Genomic DNA, 16,128 nt, shown 5'->3' with positions numbered 1-16,128 from the left:
GATGACACCGTGAACGCCAATCAGAAGCTACGGACTTTCGACTTGATTCTTGAGGCCGTGTTGCCGGAGTACCGCGACCGGGTCGCCGAGTACCTGCAGCTCTACGAGGAAGCGCTTCACGACGACAATGCCCGCGCTGACGAGCGGCGGGCGTCAGCCAATCAGCTCAGGGGCTACCTGCGGGGCCTCAACACGACCAGGGTGTTGGGCATGGCGGACTGGGAAGAACTGGACCGCCGTGTTACCGAGTCGTGGTTATGACCGATGCGACGACCCGCGGCCGGACGCTAAATTCACTGATGGGAGGGACCGTACTATGACGACGCGAACTGAAACTGCCATCCTGGCCGGTGGCTGCTTCTGGGGCATGCAGGATTTGCTAAGACGCTACCCCGGCGTGGTCTCCACGCGGGTAGGCTACTCGGGCGGCGATGTACCCAATGCCACTTACCGCAACCATGGCACGCACGCGGAAGCGATCGAGATCGTGTTCGATCCGGACCAGATCAGCTATCGCCAGATCCTCGAGTTTTTCTTCCAGATCCACGACCCGACGACGAAGAATCGTCAGGGCAACGATGTGGGTATGAGCTATCGCTCGGCACTCTTCTATCTCAACGATGAACAGAAGCAGGTGGCCGAGGACACCGTGGCCGACGCTGATGCATCTGGCTTGTGGCCCGACAAGGTCGTGACTGAAATCGTGCCCGCAGGCCCATTCTGGGAGGCAGAACCGGAACATCAGGACTACCTCGAACACTATCCCAACGGTTACACCTGCCATTTCATTCGGCCAAACTGGAAACTGCCTAAACGAGGGTGATGTCTCGGCCGGTCCAGCCTGTTGTGGAGGCCCAACGTTTGGCCGTCATTTCCAGCCCCGGCCGGCAGATTTGTATCGCTCTGTATGTTCGCTGGCGATCTTACACAGCGATACACAATCGCCGGATCAGGACACATACGCAGTACATGAAGGTGAAAAAGTGGGTGGCGTCGAACACCTGGCGTTCTCCGATGAACCCAGGCTAAAGAGCCCAACACCCCAGCAGGAGCCACCTCATGATCAATGAAATCGATACCGTGCTTTATACCGGCAAGACCCACACGACGGGAGGCCGTAACGGCGAGTCGCGAAGCGACGATGGACGTTTGGACGTCAAGCTTTCCGCGCCTGGCTCGTCAGGGAGTGGCACCAATCCCGAACAGCTGCTGGCTGCAGGTTGGTCGGCCTGTTTCATCGGTGCAATGGGTAAGGCGGCTGTCGCGTTGAAGGTGACCCTGCCGAGCGACGTCGCCGTCGATGCCGAAGTGGACCTGGGCAAGACCGAAGACGCCTTTTTCCTCCAGGCGCGCCTCAATGTCAGCCTTCCGGGCCTGGACCCTGCTGTCGCACGGGCAGTGGTGGATGGCGCCCACCAGAGATGCCCGTATTCCAAAGCGACCCGTGGCAACATCGACGTCACGATCAATCTGGTTTAACCAAAGCACCCGTGCAGCCTAATGCTGTTCACTTAAGCCGTAATGCGATCTGTAGCAGCTGGCGAAGCCTGCGTTCGGCTGCGAAGCAGTCGTAAAATCAGCAATTGCGATGCGTCAGGTACACCACGGCAGCCGGACTCACGACTGCTGCGCAGCCGAACGCAGCCTTCGGCAGCTGCTACAAAGAATGCGTCGCGGCTGAAATTGCTTAAGTGAACAGCATTACCCACGCAGCCTGCGTTCCCGGCAGGCTGCGCTGGCCACTCTGCTCAATCGTCCTCATGCAACTTGATGCCGCGGGCGTGAAGCAGGTGCGGGACCACCAGCACCAGTAGCGTCAGCGCGAGGAACGCGGCCGATATCGGTTGCGTCACAAACACCAGCCAGTCTCCCTCGCTGATGGACAACGCGTTGCGCAGCTGCTTTTCAGCCATCGGCCCCAGCAGCATGCCGACGATCACGGGGGCGACGGGGAAATCGAAACGACGCATCAGCACTCCGCCCCAACCAATCGCCAACATCAGCAAAAGATCGAAGGAAGAGTGACGCATGCCGTACACGCCGATGGTGGCAAACACCAGAATGCCGGCGTTCAGGTACGGCCGGGGAATCTGCAGGAGTTTGACCCACAGCCCCACCAACGGGAGATTCAACACCAGCAGAATCACGTTGCCGACATACAGCGAGGCCACCAAGGTCCAAACCAGTTCCCCTGAAGTCTGGAAGAGCATCGGCCCCGGCTGCAGGTTGTAGTTCTGGAACGCGGCCAACAGAATCGCCGCGGTGGCGGACGTCGGGATGCCGAGCGTCAGCAGCGGCACCAAAGAACCCGTCGCGCTCGCATTGTTGGCCGCCTCGGGACCGGCAACCCCCTCGATTGCACCCTCGCCCTTGTTGCCCGCAAACTCTTTCGGGTACTTGCTCAATTTGCGCTCCGCCGAATAGGACAGGAACGTCGGAATTTCAGCGCCACCGGCTGGAATCGACCCGAATGGAAAACCGATCAACGTGCCCCGTAGCCAGGCGGGGACCGAGCGTTTCCAGTCAGAGCGCGTCATCCACAACGAGGTCAAGCGGTGCCGACCGGACTCTTCTTCTTTTTGATACAGCAGGCTGTACAAGGCTTCACCCACTGCAAACAACCCGACCGCCACGAGCACGACTTCGATGCCATCAACCAACTCCGGCACCGCCAAGGTGTAGCGGGCAATGCCCGAGGTCGAGTCCAGGCCGATCAACCCGATGGTCAGTCCAATCCCGAGCGAGACAAAACCGCGCAGCATTGAAGCGCCGAGTACCGCAGACACCGTCGTGAAGGACAGCACCAGAATCGCGAAATACTCGGCAGGACCAAACTTGAGCGCCAGCGTGGCAACAATCGGGGCAAACAACGTCAGCAACACCGTCGCGATGGTGCCGGCAACAAATGAGCCTATCGCGGCCGTTGCCAGGGCCGGTCCTGCCCGGCCGTTGCGCGCCATGAGATTGCCTTCCAGGGCCGTGACCATAGAGGACGATTCGCCGGGCGTATTGAGCAGGATAGAGGTGGTCGAGCCGCCAAACTGCGCGCCGTAATAGATACCGGCGAACATGATCAGGGCGCCCGTAGGATCGACCTTGGCGGTGATCGGCAGCAGCAACGCCACCGTCAGCGCCGGGCCAATACCCGGCAAGACACCAATGGCGGTGCCGAGTAAACAGCCGATAAAGCCCCACATCAAATTGATCGGTGTCAGCGCAGCGGAAAAACCAATGGCCAGGTTCGCGAGAGTTTCCACCTTGTTTACCTCCTTCGGCCCGGGTCAGATCCAGGCATTGACAAGGGGCGGCAGGGAAACCCCTAGCCCGGCGTTGAACAGCCAGTAAATCGGCAGGGTCAGGGCAATGCCGATAGCGAGGTCCTTCACTGGACGACGACTGCCAAACCCCCGCGCCGAACAGGCAAACAGCAGCCCTGCGGCCAATACGAAGCCGATGAGGTTAATCAGCACGGCCACCCCCACAAGCCCCGCCGTCACCCAGGCTGCGCCGGCTTTACCGCCGGGCAGTGCTTGGGCAGCTTCGTCGCTGTGGTCTGCCAGCTCGCGAAAACCACCGGTGACGGCCTGATAACACAGCAACAGACCGACAACGCCCAGGAACACCGCGACGGCGTACGGATAGACATGGGCTCCCAGGATGACGAAGCCCATCTCGGGTGGAAACCGGAATGCGCCCACCGCCAACACGGCGCTGATGGCAATCACTCCGACGCCGATCGCCAGTTGCACCGGCACTATTGCGCGAGGCTGAGTCATTTCGAAACCAGCCCGACCTCGACCAGCATCGCACGCAGCCGCAAATGCTCTTCGTCGACGAATTTGCCGAACTCATCGCCGGTCAGGACATTGGGTGCCCATTTGTTGGTGTCGATATTGTCTTTCCAGACTTTGCTGTTGGTGGCGGCCACGACGGCGTCGATCACTTCTTTGCGCTGCTCGGGCGTGAGGTTCGCGGCGCCGTAAACACCCCGCCAATTGCCGATGGTCACGTCGTAGCCTTTCTCTTTGAGGGTCGGTGCATCAATGCCTTCAATGCGTTCTGGCGCACCGATGGCGAGTACTCGGAACTGGCCGTTCCTGATGTATTGGCCAAGCTCGGCATAACCACCGGTGATCACCTTGATCTGCCCGCCCAATGCCTGAGCAACGACTTCACCCCCACCCGCGAAGGCGACGTAATTCACCTTATTGACCGGGACACCCATTTTCGCGGCCAACTCGGCAATGCCGATGTGATCGATCGACCCCTTGGAGCCACCGCCCCAGGAAATACTGGTCGGCTTGTCTTTGAAGACTTTCAGCAAGTCCTCCAGGGTTTTGAATTCAGACTCCTTGCGGACGGCAATCACGTTGTATTCGGTAAACAGCCGGGCAATCGGCGTTACGTCTTTCAAGGTGATTTGCGGTTTGTTCTGTTCAATGGCAGTGACCATGATCGCGCCGACAACCAGCAGCGCATTCGGATCGCCCTTGGTGCTGTTGGCGAACTGCGCCAGCCCCAACGTCCCCCCTGCTCCGCCCTTGTTCTCGAAGGTGGTGGATTTGGCCGTGTTGGCCTCGATCAAGGCTTTGCCCAGGACCCTGGCGGTCTGGTCATAGCCGCCACCCACAGAACCCGGGGCCATGAACTTGACGGTGTCCAGCGCAAAGGCCGGTGTCGCGAGCGCAGCTGCGGTAACGGCCGTTGCGATGCAGCGGCTGAATCGACGGAACAAAGCGGACATAAGTTGTCTCCCGATTGCATTGTTTTTATAGGTGCCGGATGAACGTCGATCAGGGCGAAAAACCCTGCTCAATGAACATTGGCCTGCGGATAAGCGTAGGCCATGGTTAGGGAGACAGCATTTAACCAATTCGCTATCGTCACTCGCCTATGAACCGGGCCCGCTCGAACCAGGAAGGTAAACACATGGCCAACACTCATGCCGATGGCCGCAGCAGCGCGTGGTCGGTGTTTCTGATCTTCCTGCGCCTTGGGCTGACTTCTTTCGGCGGGCCCATTGCGCACCTGGGTTACTTCCGCGATGAGTTCGTCACACGACGGCGCTGGCTGACCGAGCGCAGCTATGCGGACCTGGTCGCGCTCTGCCAATTCCTGCCGGGGCCGGCCAGCAGTCAGGTTGGCATTGCGCTGGGTCTGTCTCGGGCGGGATACCGCGGGGCACTGGCTGCCTGGACGGGTTTCACGCTGCCTTCGGCCATTGCGCTGATCCTGTTTGCACTGGGCATTTCCCATTACGGCACGGCCCTCGCGCCCGGCGCACTGCATGGCCTCAAAGTGGTGGCCGTCGCGGTGGTTGCGCAAGCGGTCTGGGGCATGGCGCGCAACCTGTGCACGGACGTGCTGCGAGTCACCCTCATGGTGATTGCAGCCTGCGTCGCCCTGCTTGAACCGTCCGCCTGGGGACAGGTCAGCGTGATCGTCGCCGCGGGATTCGCCGGCCTCTTGTTGTTCAAACCCGATCAGCGTGTCGAGCACGATCCACTGCCGATCACGATCAGCCCCCGGGCCGGGGCGCTCTGGCTGTCGCTGTTCCTGGTATTGCTGGTTGGCTTGCCACTCTTGTCACAGCTGCTGCCCAGTCAAACCGTGGCGATGGTGGATGCCTTCTACCGGTCCGGCTCACTGGTGTTCGGCGGGGGGCACGTTGTTTTGCCATTGCTGCAAGCCGAGGTGGTGCCCTCTGGCTGGGTCAATAACGAAACCTTTCTTGCCGGGTATGGCGCCGCGCAGGCCGTTCCCGGTCCCCTATTCACCTTCGCCGCGTTCCTCGGCGCCTCGATGAACCTCGCCCCGTCGGGCTGGATCGGCGGCATGATTTGCTTGCTGGCGATCTTCGCGCCGTCCTTTCTGTTGATCGTGGGGGCCTTACCTTTTTGGGAGCGCTTGCGCCGCAGTCTGCGCACACAGGCCGCGCTGGCCGGCGTCAATGCAGCGGTGGTCGGCCTGTTGTTGGCGGCGCTGTATCAGCCTGTCTGGACCAGTGCCATTTTCAAGCCGCAAGACTTCGGTTTGGCGCTGGTCGCCCTGGTTGCACTGATGTTCTGGAAACTCCCTCCGTGGCTGGTGGTGGTCGGCTGCGGGGTCGTGGGGTGGCTGTTGAGTGTCCTGTTGTGAGGAACAAGAAAATAGCCGACAAGCAAGCTATTGATATTCAAACATCTACTTCTTCAGAAACATTTGCTCGGCGCGGTGCTGAAAAATGTCGGGCTATTCTAAAAACCCTCTGTGGTGAAAACACGTCAGGACTCACGTTGATCAATGATCTGCAACAGGAGACTTGTCATGAAAGGCATGCTCGGCAGCATTGGATTGTCACTGTTACTGGCTGCAACGGCGGCGTTCGCGCATCACGGCTGGAGTGAATACGACTCCAGCAACCCCCTGCAGCTGAACGGCACGATAGAAGAATCCGGTTACTCCCATCCGCACGGCTTCGTGCGTCTAAAAACACAAGACAAAACCTGGAACGTCGTCCTCGCACCGCCCTCGCGCATGGAGAACCGCGGCCTTTCCCGGGACATGCTGAGTGTGGGGAACACAGCCACTGTGGTCGGCTATCAGAATCGAAACAAACCCGATGAAATGCGCGCCGAACGCATCACGGTCGGCGACAAAACCACAGAGCTACGCTGATGCAGGCCATCGATGCCAGCGCAGGATCGAGTCCGGACAGCTGGCTGGACTGGGTGGGAGACTCGCAGCTTGGCGCGGCCATGCGCGGCGATCTGTGGCTGTATCCGATGGTCGAGGTGGTTCACATCATTGGATTTACGCTGCTGGTCGGCTCTGTCGTGATGTTCGATCTGCGGGTGCTCGGGCTGTCGAAAGACATTGCGGTAACGGCCCTGGCTCGCCACCTCCTGACCTGGTCCATCCTGGCCCTGCTGTTGATCGTGCCCGCCGGGCTGATGATGTTTTCGGCCCATCCCCATGACTTCGCATCGAATGACATCTTCATCTTGAAGCTATGCCTGATCGCTACTGCCGGGCTCAATGCTGCTCTTTTCCACGTCGGGGTATACCGCTCGGTCACCCAGTGGAACACGCGCACTGCGGCGCCTGGAATCGCAAAAATCCAGGCGCTGCTTTCGATTGGGTTATGGGTCAGCGTGGTGATGTGCGGCCGGCTATTGGCGTACACCTGATCATCAGGTATTGGTTTTCAACTTGGTCCACAGGCGGGTCGTCAACCGTGCGATGGCCGCGGGGAGTTCCTCGACGGTAAACAACTTGTCCAACACACGTGTCGGCGGGTAAATCGCCAGATCCTGCTTCACAGCCGGAACAACATACTGATCCGCCGCAAGGTTGGGGTTGGCGTAATGGATGCTGTTGCTGATGTTGGCAATGACCTGCGGCGTCAGCAGGTAGTTCATGTAGGCGTAGCCATTCTTCTCGTGCGGCGCGCTCTTGGGCATGACCACCATGTCGAACCACAGCGTCGAGCCTTCGTCAGGGATCGAATAGGCGATGTCGATGCCGTTGTTGGCTTCCTTGGCGCTGGCGGCAGCCTGCACGATGTCGCCATTGAAACCGATCACCGCGCAGACATTGCCGTTCGCCAGGTCGCTGATGTACTTGGAGGCGTGGAAATACTGGACGTAAGGTCTGATTTTGAGCAGCGCCTGCTCGGCTTTCTTGTAATCCGCCGGCTCGTGGCTATGCGGCGGCAGCCCCAGGTAATTCAGGGTGATCGGCAAGATCTGCGTAGGGTTATCGATAATCGCCACGCCGCACTGGCTCAGCTTTTTGATGTTGTTTTCATCAAAAAACAGATTCCACGAATGGGTGACATCGGTGTTGCCGAAGATCGCCTTGATCTTCTCGACGTTGTAGCCAATACCCGCCGTGCCCCACATGTACGGATAACCGTATTGGTTGCCCGGATCATTGACCTCGAGTTTTTTCATCAACGCCGGGTCAAGGTTTTTCCAGTTGGGCAGCTGGCTTTTATCGAGTTTCTGCACCGCCCCGGCTTTGATCAATCGGGACAGAAAATGGTTCGAAGGACTGACCACGTCATAGCCGGTGTTGCCGGTCATCAGCTTGGATTCCAGCACTTCGTTGCTGTCGTGAATGTCGTACGTTGCCTTGATCCCCGTTTCCTTGGTGAACGTGGTCAGGGTGTCGTCGGCGATGTAGCCGTTCCAGTTTGAAATATTGACGACTTCGTCGGCGTAAGTGGCTGCCGACAACGTCGTCAGCACGACCATCAGGGAAATGTTATTGACGCGCATGTTCAATCACCGTGTGTTTGATGAGTTTTTATTCTTTGATCGCCGGGTGTTCTAGATTTCTGTTTTGGCCCTGACCGCCTCCACGCGCATTCGAAGCATGGCACCGATATCGAGCAAGGGGCGCGGTGGTAGCCAGCCCGGTTGGGCCCTGCGCATCACCGACTCGAGGATGGGCGAGCTGGAGCCCGACGCCAGTTCGGCGAGCAAGCGTCCCCAAAGGGTGCCGCGTGCGACGCCCGAACCATTGCAGCCGGCCACCGCAAACACACCTTCGTCGACCTTGGCAAAATACGGTTGCCCGGTGCGCGAAGCGCTCAAGTGTCCGGTCCAGGTGTATTGAATGTCCTGCTCGTTCAAGAACGGGAAGCGTCGTTGCAAGCCGAGCACATGATGTTTGCGACGGTGCAGCAGCTCACTGTTGGATAAATCCCGAGAACGGTATTCCGCCGTGTTGCGGATCATCACGCGGCGGTCCGGGGTCAGTCGCACCGTGGCGCCCAGGGGTCGGGTGGACAGCACGCCCCAAGGTTCAACCGCGCCGATGGACTTGAACTCGGCGTCGCTGAGCGGCCGTGTCAGGCTGGCGCTGAGTTCCATCGGGAACGTCCCGCTGTCTTCTATTCCGGAGCGCGGGATGAACGCGTTCAGGCACACCAGAACTTGCTTGGCCTCGATGCTTCCATCGGTGCCATTGGCGCGAATACGCCCTTTGCCCAAGCGCTCCAGACCCGTGATATCGGTGTTCTCAAACAGGGTCACCGTGTCTGGCAGCGTATCCAGCAGGCCCTTCACGTATTTCGCCGGTTGCAGCAGTGCGTTGCCATTGCCGCACCAGATCGCGGCCTGGTAATGCGCGGTGCCCAGTTGTTTGCTCAGCGGCTCACCTTCCAGAAAATGCGCAGAGGCGCCAACAGCACGTAGCGTTGCCAATTTGGCCGCGACATCGGTCAACTTGCCGGGATCGTTGACGGCGAAGTAGTAGCCCGATTCCCTGAATTCACATTCGATGCCCAGACGAGCAATGCGCCGGCGCACTTCGTCACTGGCGGCACGGGAAATCGAGGTATCGACTTCAAAACCGGCGAACCCCGGGTTGCCGATCAACTCATCTTTGGCCGGATGTTCGTGACCCACCACGAAGCCCGAATTGCGCGCCGAGGCGCCCTGTGCGGCCCGTTGTCTGTCGACAATCACGATCCGCGCCTGAGGGTGCATTTCAGCGAGGGTGTGAGCGGCGCACAGCCCGGTGATACCGGCACCGACAATCAGCCAATCGGCTTTTTGCGTGCCTTTGAGAGCATCGCGAGCGGGAGAACTCCCCGCCTGCGCAATCCAGCCACATACATTGGTCATGCATCACCTCATTACCTGTCGTTCTGCAAGCACCGCACATGACGTCATCGCATGAGTATTTCCGGCTGGCGCTGGCTAGAGCTAGAATCTATAAGGCCTGTAGTGATACAACCAACGTTATAAAATCATCGAGCTATTCAATAAACGCATGGATAAAATTCACCACGTTCCTTCTCTCCAGGCCTTGCAGGCGCTGGTCGAGGTCGCAGGCTCGGGCAGCTTCACGCAAGCGGCGCAAAAGCTGTGCCTGACCCAAAGCGCAGTGAGCCGAAAAATCCAGCAGTTGGAGAGCCACTTCGACTTGCCGATGTTCGTAAGGAATAGCCGCAGTGTTCGACTGACACCGGAAGGCGAACAGGTACTTACGACCGCCCGAAGTATCCTGGCGCAACTGAAAACCCTTGAAGATCGGCTGACACCGCAAAAACGACCCTTCCGCATTCGCATGCATGTGTCGCTGGCGGTTCGATGGTTGCTGCCAAAGTTGAGCGAGTTCTATCGAAGTCATCCGCAGGTTTCGCTGTCGATCGAAACCGTGGCCACGGAAGTGGTGGAACCGGCCATCGACAGCGACGCCTACATCCTCTATCTGCCCGAGCCGTCCCGCGATCCTGACTGCCTGACGTTGTTCGAGGAGGCGCTGGTGCCGGTATGCGCCCCAGGCCTGGGCAGCACCTCCGAGCCGTTGGAGTCGGTGGCCGATCTCGTGCGTTTCCCGCTGCTGCATCGCTCGGCGGACAAACATGACTGGTTCCGGTGGCTGCAAGCCAATGGCGGCCAGTCACTCGAGGACTACCGCCACATCCCCTTCAACCTCGACGAGTTGGCGCTCGATGCGGCGGCGCGAGGGCTGGGGGTCGCCATGACTGACCTGACCCTGGCAGGCGAATCACTTGAGCGAGGCGTGCTCGTCGTTCCGTTCGGCCACCCCTTGAAGACCCGCGGCATTTACGCCTTGATCCTGCAACCTTCCGCCGCCGCTCATCCAGCCTGCTCGCTGATCATGCAGTGGTTTGCCCAACAGGCCGAACAGCCAGCAGGCGAAGTTTGACCACCAGGGTTTGAACACTACGTTCCGCGCCCCAACCCTTGTGTCGCATTGGCAAAAGCAGCGCTCGCCTCTTGAACCAGCTTGCGCCATTCAACGCTGTTGATGAGTCCAGTGCGCTCCATCTCATCGGCAGCCTTGAGCAACTCGTCATATTGCTCTTCAGCATCCATCCGGATTTCGGGCACTTTCAGGAGCTGATACCAGGCCGCCAGGGCTTCGCTCTTTTGATCATCACTCATGCTCAAACTCCCAAAGACACTCTTCGTTTTGAAGTTTTTCCATGGGTGGCGTTCCTCGCGCCCGACATACGGCAGTCAGGCATAAAGCCAGTCGCGCCGTGCATTACAAACTTGTCATTGAGTTGTCAGCGTAGCCAGCACCCTCGCTTCCTACAGTGGCGTCGTCAGTCACCCACTGCGGGTGACACACCTCACACTGATGACAAGGGTCGACACCATGAAAGCAATGAGCAAACTCTGCCTGATCGCCGCCAGCCTGTTGATGTTGGGCACCGGTTCCGCCATGGCCAGCAACATCGCACCGGTCAAGGCCAACAACGTCGTGCTGGTGCACGGTTCCTGGGCCGATGGCTCGAGCTGGTCGGACGTGATCACCCGGTTGCAGGCCGCCGGCTTGCACGTGACTGCGGTGCAAAACCCGTTGACCTCGGTCGCCGACGACGTTGCCGCCACGCAACGCGTGCTCGATCAGCAAGACGGCCCGACCGTACTGGTCGGCCACTCCTACGCCGGCACCGTGGTCAGTGAAGCAGGGGTCAATCCGAAAGTCAGTTCGCTGGTTTACGTCGCCGCCCGAGCACCGGACGCGGGCGAGGACTTCGTCGCGCTGTCGGCCAAGTACCCGACCATGCCCGTGCGCGCCGGCACCGAGGAACACGATGGTTTCATCAGCCTGAAGCAAGACGCCTTCCTCAAGTACTTCGCCAGCGACGTGCCCCACGACAAGGCGATGGAACTGTTCGCCGTCCAGCAACCGATCGCCAAAACCCTGTTCACCGACCGCACCACCGCTGCCGCCTGGCACATCAAACCGTCCTGGTACGCGGTCTCCAGCCTCGATCAAACCATCAACCCGGACCTGGAACGCTTCCTCGCCAAGCGCATGAACGCGACCACCATCGAGCTGCCGTCGAGCCATCTGTCTTTGGTCTCCCACTCCAAAGAAATCGCTGACCTGATCCTCGAAGCCGCTGGTCGCTAACCGTAACGTCGGCGCCGTTTCATTACAAAATTGTCATTCAACTGTGGGTCGGCTGTGCGGATCGCCTGGTTAACCTGAATCCACTGCCAGGCAACCCGTCGGCAGCCAATCCGCCTCTGAATAGAGGGAATCATCATGAAAATGTTAATCCTCGGTTTTGCTGCTCTCCTCGCCACCGGTTCGGCGTTTGCCGATACCCAGACCGCCGAACCTGTCATCCATGACAAGACCGGTTTCTTCGTCCACCTGGACATCGCCAAAGACCTGTCCAGCAATATCATCACGCAAGATTGCGGCATCGTCCCCGCGCAGCTGATTTACCTCGACCATCAGGGTCGCAAGCACGTGCTGGATTACCAGGTACAGGGCATGGATTGCCTTGGTGGTAACTGATCAGACGCCTGTACTCACAGAGGATCGGGCTACACTGGCGCCACTGGCTGACCTCTGTAGCCCGCCGCCGCGACATCTATGTTGCCGACACCGAACCAGGCAGATCCCATGAACATCCTCGTAGTCGAAGACGAACCCAAAGCAGGTAATTACCTGCTCAATGGCCTGCAGGAACTCGGCTACTCCGTCAGCCTGGCCCGCGATGGCGTCGATGGCTTGCACCTGGCCCTGGAGCACGATTTCGACGTCATTGTGCTGGACGTCATGATGCCGAAAATGGATGGCTGGGAAGTCCTGCGCCGCTTGCGCAAGGAAGCCGACACCCCGGTGCTGTTTCTCACGGCCCGCGATGACATCGCCGACCGCATCAAGGGCCTGGAACTAGGCGCCGACGATTACCTGATCAAACCGTTTTCCTTCGCCGAACTGGTGGCGCGCCTGCGCACCCTGACCCGGCGCGGTCCCACCCGGGAAGAAGAACAGTTGCAAGTCGCCGACCTGCAAATCGACGTGCTCAAACGCCGCGTCACCCGTGCCGGCGTGCGGACTACCCTGACCAACAAGGAGTTCGCCCTGCTGCATCTGTTCGCCACACACCAGGGTCAGGTTCTGTCACGCACGATGATCGCTTCGCGAGTCTGGGACATGAATTTCGACAGCGACACCAACGTCGTGGATGTCGCGGTGCGGCGTCTGCGGTTGAAAATCGACGACCCGTTCCAACTCAAATTGATTCACAGCGTGCGCGGTATCGGCTACCGCTTCGATACGCAACCATGACATCACGCCTTCGCCACTCATTAACGCTGCGCCTGGCCCTGGTGTTTGCCTTGCTCGCCTTTGTCTCGCTGACTCTGCTGGGTGTGGCGTTGTACCGGGATCTGGAACACGAGCTGATCCGTCGCGACGACGCCGCCCTGGTGAACCGCATCGATCAACTGCGCACCTTCCTCAACGACAGCAACACGCTGGACCTGATCAAGACCAAACCAGCGCTGTTCCAGAACATGCTCGGCAATCGTGAGGCGCTGCTGACCATCGGCGCACCCGGACAAAAACCGTTGCTGGTGGTCAACCCCGGAAACCTCGCCGTGCCGTCGCTGGCGCCGGTGGCCATGGATCATCCGTTGGCGCTGGCCGACGTGCAGCACTACCCAAGTGTGGATGGCGTACCCTTTGCGGCGCTGGCGGCGACCATCGACTCCGGCGACCTGGGCAGCCTGCAAGTGGTCACCGGGCGCCTGATGACCGAGCGCACCGCCGTCCTCGCCAGCTACCGACTCAACGTGTACCTCTTCGCCAGCGTGGCGGCGATTCTTCTGGCCCTGTCCGGCTATCTGCTGGTGCATCGCGGGCTCTTGCCTGTGCGACGCCTGGCCCGACACGCCCAAGGCATCGGCGTCGGCAACCTCACCGAGCGCCTCGACAGCCAGGGCGCACCGCGGGAACTGCTGCCGATGATCGAAGCGTTCAACGCAATGCTCGACCGTCTCGGCAAGGGCTTCGTGCAACTGGGTCAGGTGTCGACCGACATGGCCCATGAACTGCGCACACCGATCAACAACCTGCTCGGCGAAACCCAGGTCGCCCTGCAGCAAAACCGCAGCATTGAGGCCTATCAGCAACTGCTCGCCTCCAATGTCGAAGAGCTGGAGCGCCTGGCGCGGATGCTCGACAACATGCTGTTTCTGGCCCGCACCGACCCGGCCAGCGCTTTGCGTCAACGGCAGGAACTGGATGCTGCTGATGAAATGGAACGCATGGCCGACTATTTCGAAGGGCTGGCGGCGGATGTTGGAATCAGCATTGATGCCCAGGGCAGCGGCGTGATCTGGGCCGAACCGATGTTGCTGCGCCGCGCCCTGGCCAACCTTTGCGCCAACGCGATCAAATACGGCGCGCCTGACTCCGAGCTGTTCATCCGCGCCACGCCCGCAGCCGACGGCATCCGCCTGCAAGTGAGCAACCACGGCCAGACCATCCCCGCCGAACACTTGCCCAGACTGTTCGAGCGCTTCTACCGCGTCGACGAATCCCGCGAACGCTCGGCCCACTCCAACGGCCTGGGCCTGTCGATCGTGGCGACGATCATGCAGCTGCACAATGGGGCTTACAGCGTTAGCAGCAGCGAGGGCATCACGTGCTTTGAGCTGTTCTTTCCGGCGCGGCAACTGGATGAATGATGCCGGGTCGGCCTGTCGCATGATCGTTCCGTTTTTTTACCTCTTCTGCGCTTTCGATCTGTTCAAGTGGATCTACTATCTACTTCAATTGAAATGGCAAAAAACACCAGCGCCCTTGAGCAGTTTCGGCATAGGCCAATAACGTTGCCGACTCTAGACTCGCCTCCAATAAAAATACTGAAACGCAATCGAATCCAGGGGAACCCGCATGAACCCATCCGACATTTTTGTTATCAGCGCCGTCCGCTCGGCCATCGGCAGCTTTGGCGGTTCGCTCAAAGATGTGCCACCTACCCAACTGGCCACTGACGTTTGCCGTGCCGCCATTGAACGTTCGGGGCTGGCGCCTGAGCACATCGGTCACGTGGTGATGGGGCATGTGATCCCGACGGAAACACGTGACGCCTACATCTCTCGTGTCGTGGCGATGAATGCCGGCCTGCCGAAAGAGACGCCCGCCTTCAACGTCAACCGCCTCTGCGGTTCTGGTTTGCAGGCCATTGTCAGTGCCGCTCAAAGTTTGATGTTGGGGGATGCCGGCGCTGCGCTGGCGGGCGGCGTCGAATCCATGAGCCGCGGGGCCTATATCTTGCCGCAGGCGCGCTGGGGCGCACGCATGGGTGATATGCAAGCCATCGACTACGTGCTCGGCGCTCTGCAAGACCCGTTTGGCGGTTTCCACATGGGCATTACTGCGGAAAACATCGCCGAGCGCTATGGCATCACTCGTCAGGCTCAGGATGAGTTGGCGCTGCTCAGCCAGCAACGAGCGGCCCGGGCGATTGCTGAAGGGCGGTTTACCGACCAGATCGTGCCGATCGAAGTGGCGTCCCGCAAAGGTACCGTGACGTTTGCGACGGACGAGCATGTCCGCGCCGAGGTCAGTGCCGAGCAATTGGGCAAGATGAAACCGGCCTTCAAAAAAGACGGCAGCGTCACCGCCGGCAACGCGTCCGGCCTCAATGATGGTGCCGGCGCATTGATCATGGCCACGGGCCAGATGGTTCTCGACCAAGGCCTGAAGCCCATCGCCCGACTGGTCGGTTATGCCCATGCCGGTGTGGAGCCAGAGCTGATGGGGTTGGGACCGATTCCCGCCACCCGCCTGGTCCTCAAACGCGCCGGCCTGACCGTTGCCGACCTGGATGTCATCGAGTCCAACGAAGCATTCGCGGCCCAAGCGTGTGCCGTGGCGCAGGAACTGGGCTTCGACCCGGAGAAGGTCAACCCGAACGGTTCGGGGATTTCTCTGGGCCACCCGGTGGGCGCGACCGGTGCGATTATCGCCACCAAGGCGATTCACGAACTGCACCGTATTCAAGGTCGTTATGCCCTGGCAACCATGTGCATCGGCGGCGGCCAAGGCATCGCCGTGTTGTTCGAACGCGTCTGATTGCCCCAATCGAAGACGGCGCCCATTTTGGGCGCCGTCTCGTTTTACCGCGATGGAGTCAGTGCGCAATGCACTCAGATTTCAGCTCGGTGTAAGCCCCGATCACTGCGCGACCACACTCGCGACCCATACCCGATTACTGACCAGGCACGACCTTGCTGCAGACACCGCGGACGGCCCCGCTGCAGGCCGGTCGGTATCTCGATGGGCTTCATTTTTTCAGGCCCGGAGGTTCTACTAAACTACTCAGGACTACGCAGATTCAGTGAATGA

The 16,128-nt window shown here is 59.9% G+C and carries 18 protein-coding genes; 12 read left to right on the top strand and 6 right to left on the bottom strand.

From position 1 onward, the window contains the following. Window positions 1-9: 9 nt before the first annotated feature. From ACA079_RS12390 to ACA079_RS12380, 3 genes are all read left to right on the top strand, one after another. Entirely contained in the window at window positions 10-261 is a 252-nt protein-coding gene (locus tag ACA079_RS12390) for a hypothetical protein (protein ID WP_497703708.1), read from the top strand. Between the two features lie 55 nt (window positions 262-316). Then, a complete protein-coding gene (gene msrA / locus ACA079_RS12385; protein WP_497703707.1) occupies window positions 317-823 on the top strand; it encodes a peptide-methionine (S)-S-oxide reductase MsrA in 507 nt (168 codons plus the stop codon). Window positions 824-1,059: 236 nt separating this feature from the next. Then, a complete protein-coding gene (locus tag ACA079_RS12380; RefSeq protein ID WP_462005132.1) occupies window positions 1,060-1,479 on the top strand; it encodes an organic hydroperoxide resistance protein in 420 nt (139 codons plus the stop codon). A gap of 269 nt (window positions 1,480-1,748) precedes the next feature. Here the strand turns inward: ACA079_RS12380 and ACA079_RS12375 are convergent, their stop codons facing one another. Genes ACA079_RS12375 through ACA079_RS12365 form a run of 3 tightly spaced genes read right to left on the bottom strand, consistent with a single transcriptional unit; the run spans window position 1,749 to window position 4,744 of the window. After that, window positions 1,749-3,257, bottom strand: coding sequence for a tripartite tricarboxylate transporter permease (locus ACA079_RS12375; protein WP_497703706.1), 1,509 nt, complete (start codon window positions 3,255-3,257; stop codon window positions 1,749-1,751). A 24-nt stretch (window positions 3,258-3,281) separates the two neighbouring features. Then, complete coding sequence (locus ACA079_RS12370; RefSeq protein ID WP_497703705.1) at window positions 3,282-3,776, bottom strand: tripartite tricarboxylate transporter TctB family protein; 495 nt, start codon at window positions 3,774-3,776, stop codon at window positions 3,282-3,284. Then, window positions 3,773-4,744 carry a tripartite tricarboxylate transporter substrate binding protein gene (locus ACA079_RS12365; RefSeq protein WP_497703704.1) on the bottom strand — a complete coding sequence of 324 codons (972 nt, stop codon included), beginning with the start codon at window positions 4,742-4,744 and terminating at the stop codon, window positions 3,773-3,775. Before ACA079_RS12365 ends, ACA079_RS12370 begins: the two co-directional genes overlap by 4 nt. 185 nt (window positions 4,745-4,929) lie before the next feature. Here ACA079_RS12365 and chrA point away from each other — a divergent pair, with 185 nt between their 5' ends. The 3 genes from chrA to ACA079_RS12350 all read left to right on the top strand — a co-directional run bounded on the left by chrA (window position 4,930) and on the right by ACA079_RS12350 (window position 7,169). Next, the gene (gene chrA, locus ACA079_RS12360) at window positions 4,930-6,138 is read left to right on the top strand and encodes a chromate efflux transporter (RefSeq protein WP_497703703.1); all 1,209 of its coding nucleotides are present in this window, start codon (window positions 4,930-4,932) and stop codon (window positions 6,136-6,138) included. 168 nt (window positions 6,139-6,306) lie between these two features. Beyond that, a complete protein-coding gene (locus ACA079_RS12355; RefSeq protein WP_497703702.1) occupies window positions 6,307-6,657 on the top strand; it encodes a DUF6152 family protein in 351 nt (116 codons plus the stop codon). Continuing rightward, window positions 6,657-7,169, top strand: a complete 513-nt coding sequence (locus ACA079_RS12350) for a DUF6644 family protein (protein WP_497703701.1) — start codon at window positions 6,657-6,659, stop codon at window positions 7,167-7,169. Before ACA079_RS12355 ends, ACA079_RS12350 begins: the two co-directional genes overlap by 1 nt. A gap of 3 nt (window positions 7,170-7,172) precedes the next feature. Here the strand turns inward: ACA079_RS12350 and ACA079_RS12345 are convergent, their stop codons facing one another. Together ACA079_RS12345 and ACA079_RS12340 are read right to left on the bottom strand one after the other, a co-directional pair. Beyond that, a complete protein-coding gene (locus ACA079_RS12345) occupies window positions 7,173-8,261 on the bottom strand; it encodes a polyamine ABC transporter substrate-binding protein (RefSeq protein ID WP_282480488.1) in 1,089 nt (362 codons plus the stop codon). Window positions 8,262-8,312: 51 nt separating this feature from the next. Next, a complete protein-coding gene (locus tag ACA079_RS12340) occupies window positions 8,313-9,614 on the bottom strand; it encodes an NAD(P)/FAD-dependent oxidoreductase (protein WP_497703700.1) in 1,302 nt (433 codons plus the stop codon). Window positions 9,615-9,762: 148 nt separating this feature from the next. On the opposite strand from ACA079_RS12340, the gene ACA079_RS12335 reads away from it, so the two are divergent. After that, the gene (locus ACA079_RS12335) at window positions 9,763-10,665 is read left to right on the top strand and encodes a LysR substrate-binding domain-containing protein (RefSeq protein WP_497703699.1); all 903 of its coding nucleotides are present in this window, start codon (window positions 9,763-9,765) and stop codon (window positions 10,663-10,665) included. A 17-nt stretch (window positions 10,666-10,682) separates the two neighbouring features. Here the strand turns inward: ACA079_RS12335 and ACA079_RS12330 are convergent, their stop codons facing one another. Further along, window positions 10,683-10,904 carry a hypothetical protein gene (locus tag ACA079_RS12330; RefSeq protein ID WP_149629672.1) on the bottom strand — a complete coding sequence of 74 codons (222 nt, stop codon included), beginning with the start codon at window positions 10,902-10,904 and terminating at the stop codon, window positions 10,683-10,685. Window positions 10,905-11,121: 217 nt separating this feature from the next. On the opposite strand from ACA079_RS12330, the gene ACA079_RS12325 reads away from it, so the two are divergent. From ACA079_RS12325 to ACA079_RS12305, 5 genes are all read left to right on the top strand, one after another. Beyond that, window positions 11,122-11,886 carry an alpha/beta hydrolase gene (locus ACA079_RS12325; RefSeq protein WP_497703698.1) on the top strand — a complete coding sequence of 255 codons (765 nt, stop codon included), beginning with the start codon at window positions 11,122-11,124 and terminating at the stop codon, window positions 11,884-11,886. A gap of 135 nt (window positions 11,887-12,021) precedes the next feature. Beyond that, window positions 12,022-12,279, top strand: coding sequence for a DUF2790 domain-containing protein (locus ACA079_RS12320; RefSeq protein ID WP_497703697.1), 258 nt, complete (start codon window positions 12,022-12,024; stop codon window positions 12,277-12,279). A gap of 108 nt (window positions 12,280-12,387) precedes the next feature. Further along, window positions 12,388-13,059, top strand: coding sequence for a heavy metal response regulator transcription factor (locus ACA079_RS12315; RefSeq protein WP_497703696.1), 672 nt, complete (start codon window positions 12,388-12,390; stop codon window positions 13,057-13,059). After that, on the top strand, window positions 13,056-14,462 hold the full coding sequence (locus ACA079_RS12310; RefSeq protein WP_497703695.1) for a heavy metal sensor histidine kinase: 1,407 nt from the start codon (window positions 13,056-13,058) through the stop codon (window positions 14,460-14,462). Before ACA079_RS12315 ends, ACA079_RS12310 begins: the two co-directional genes overlap by 4 nt. Window positions 14,463-14,670: 208 nt before the next feature. After that, window positions 14,671-15,855 (top strand): acetyl-CoA C-acyltransferase family protein, encoded by a 1,185-nt coding sequence (locus tag ACA079_RS12305; RefSeq protein ID WP_497703694.1) that lies wholly within the window; start codon window positions 14,671-14,673, stop codon window positions 15,853-15,855. Window positions 15,856-16,128 lie beyond the last annotated feature (273 nt).

The sequence above is a fragment of the Pseudomonas sp. LBUM1645 genome, assembly GCF_059716185.1.
This window is presented reverse-complemented; position numbering and strand designations above follow the sequence as displayed.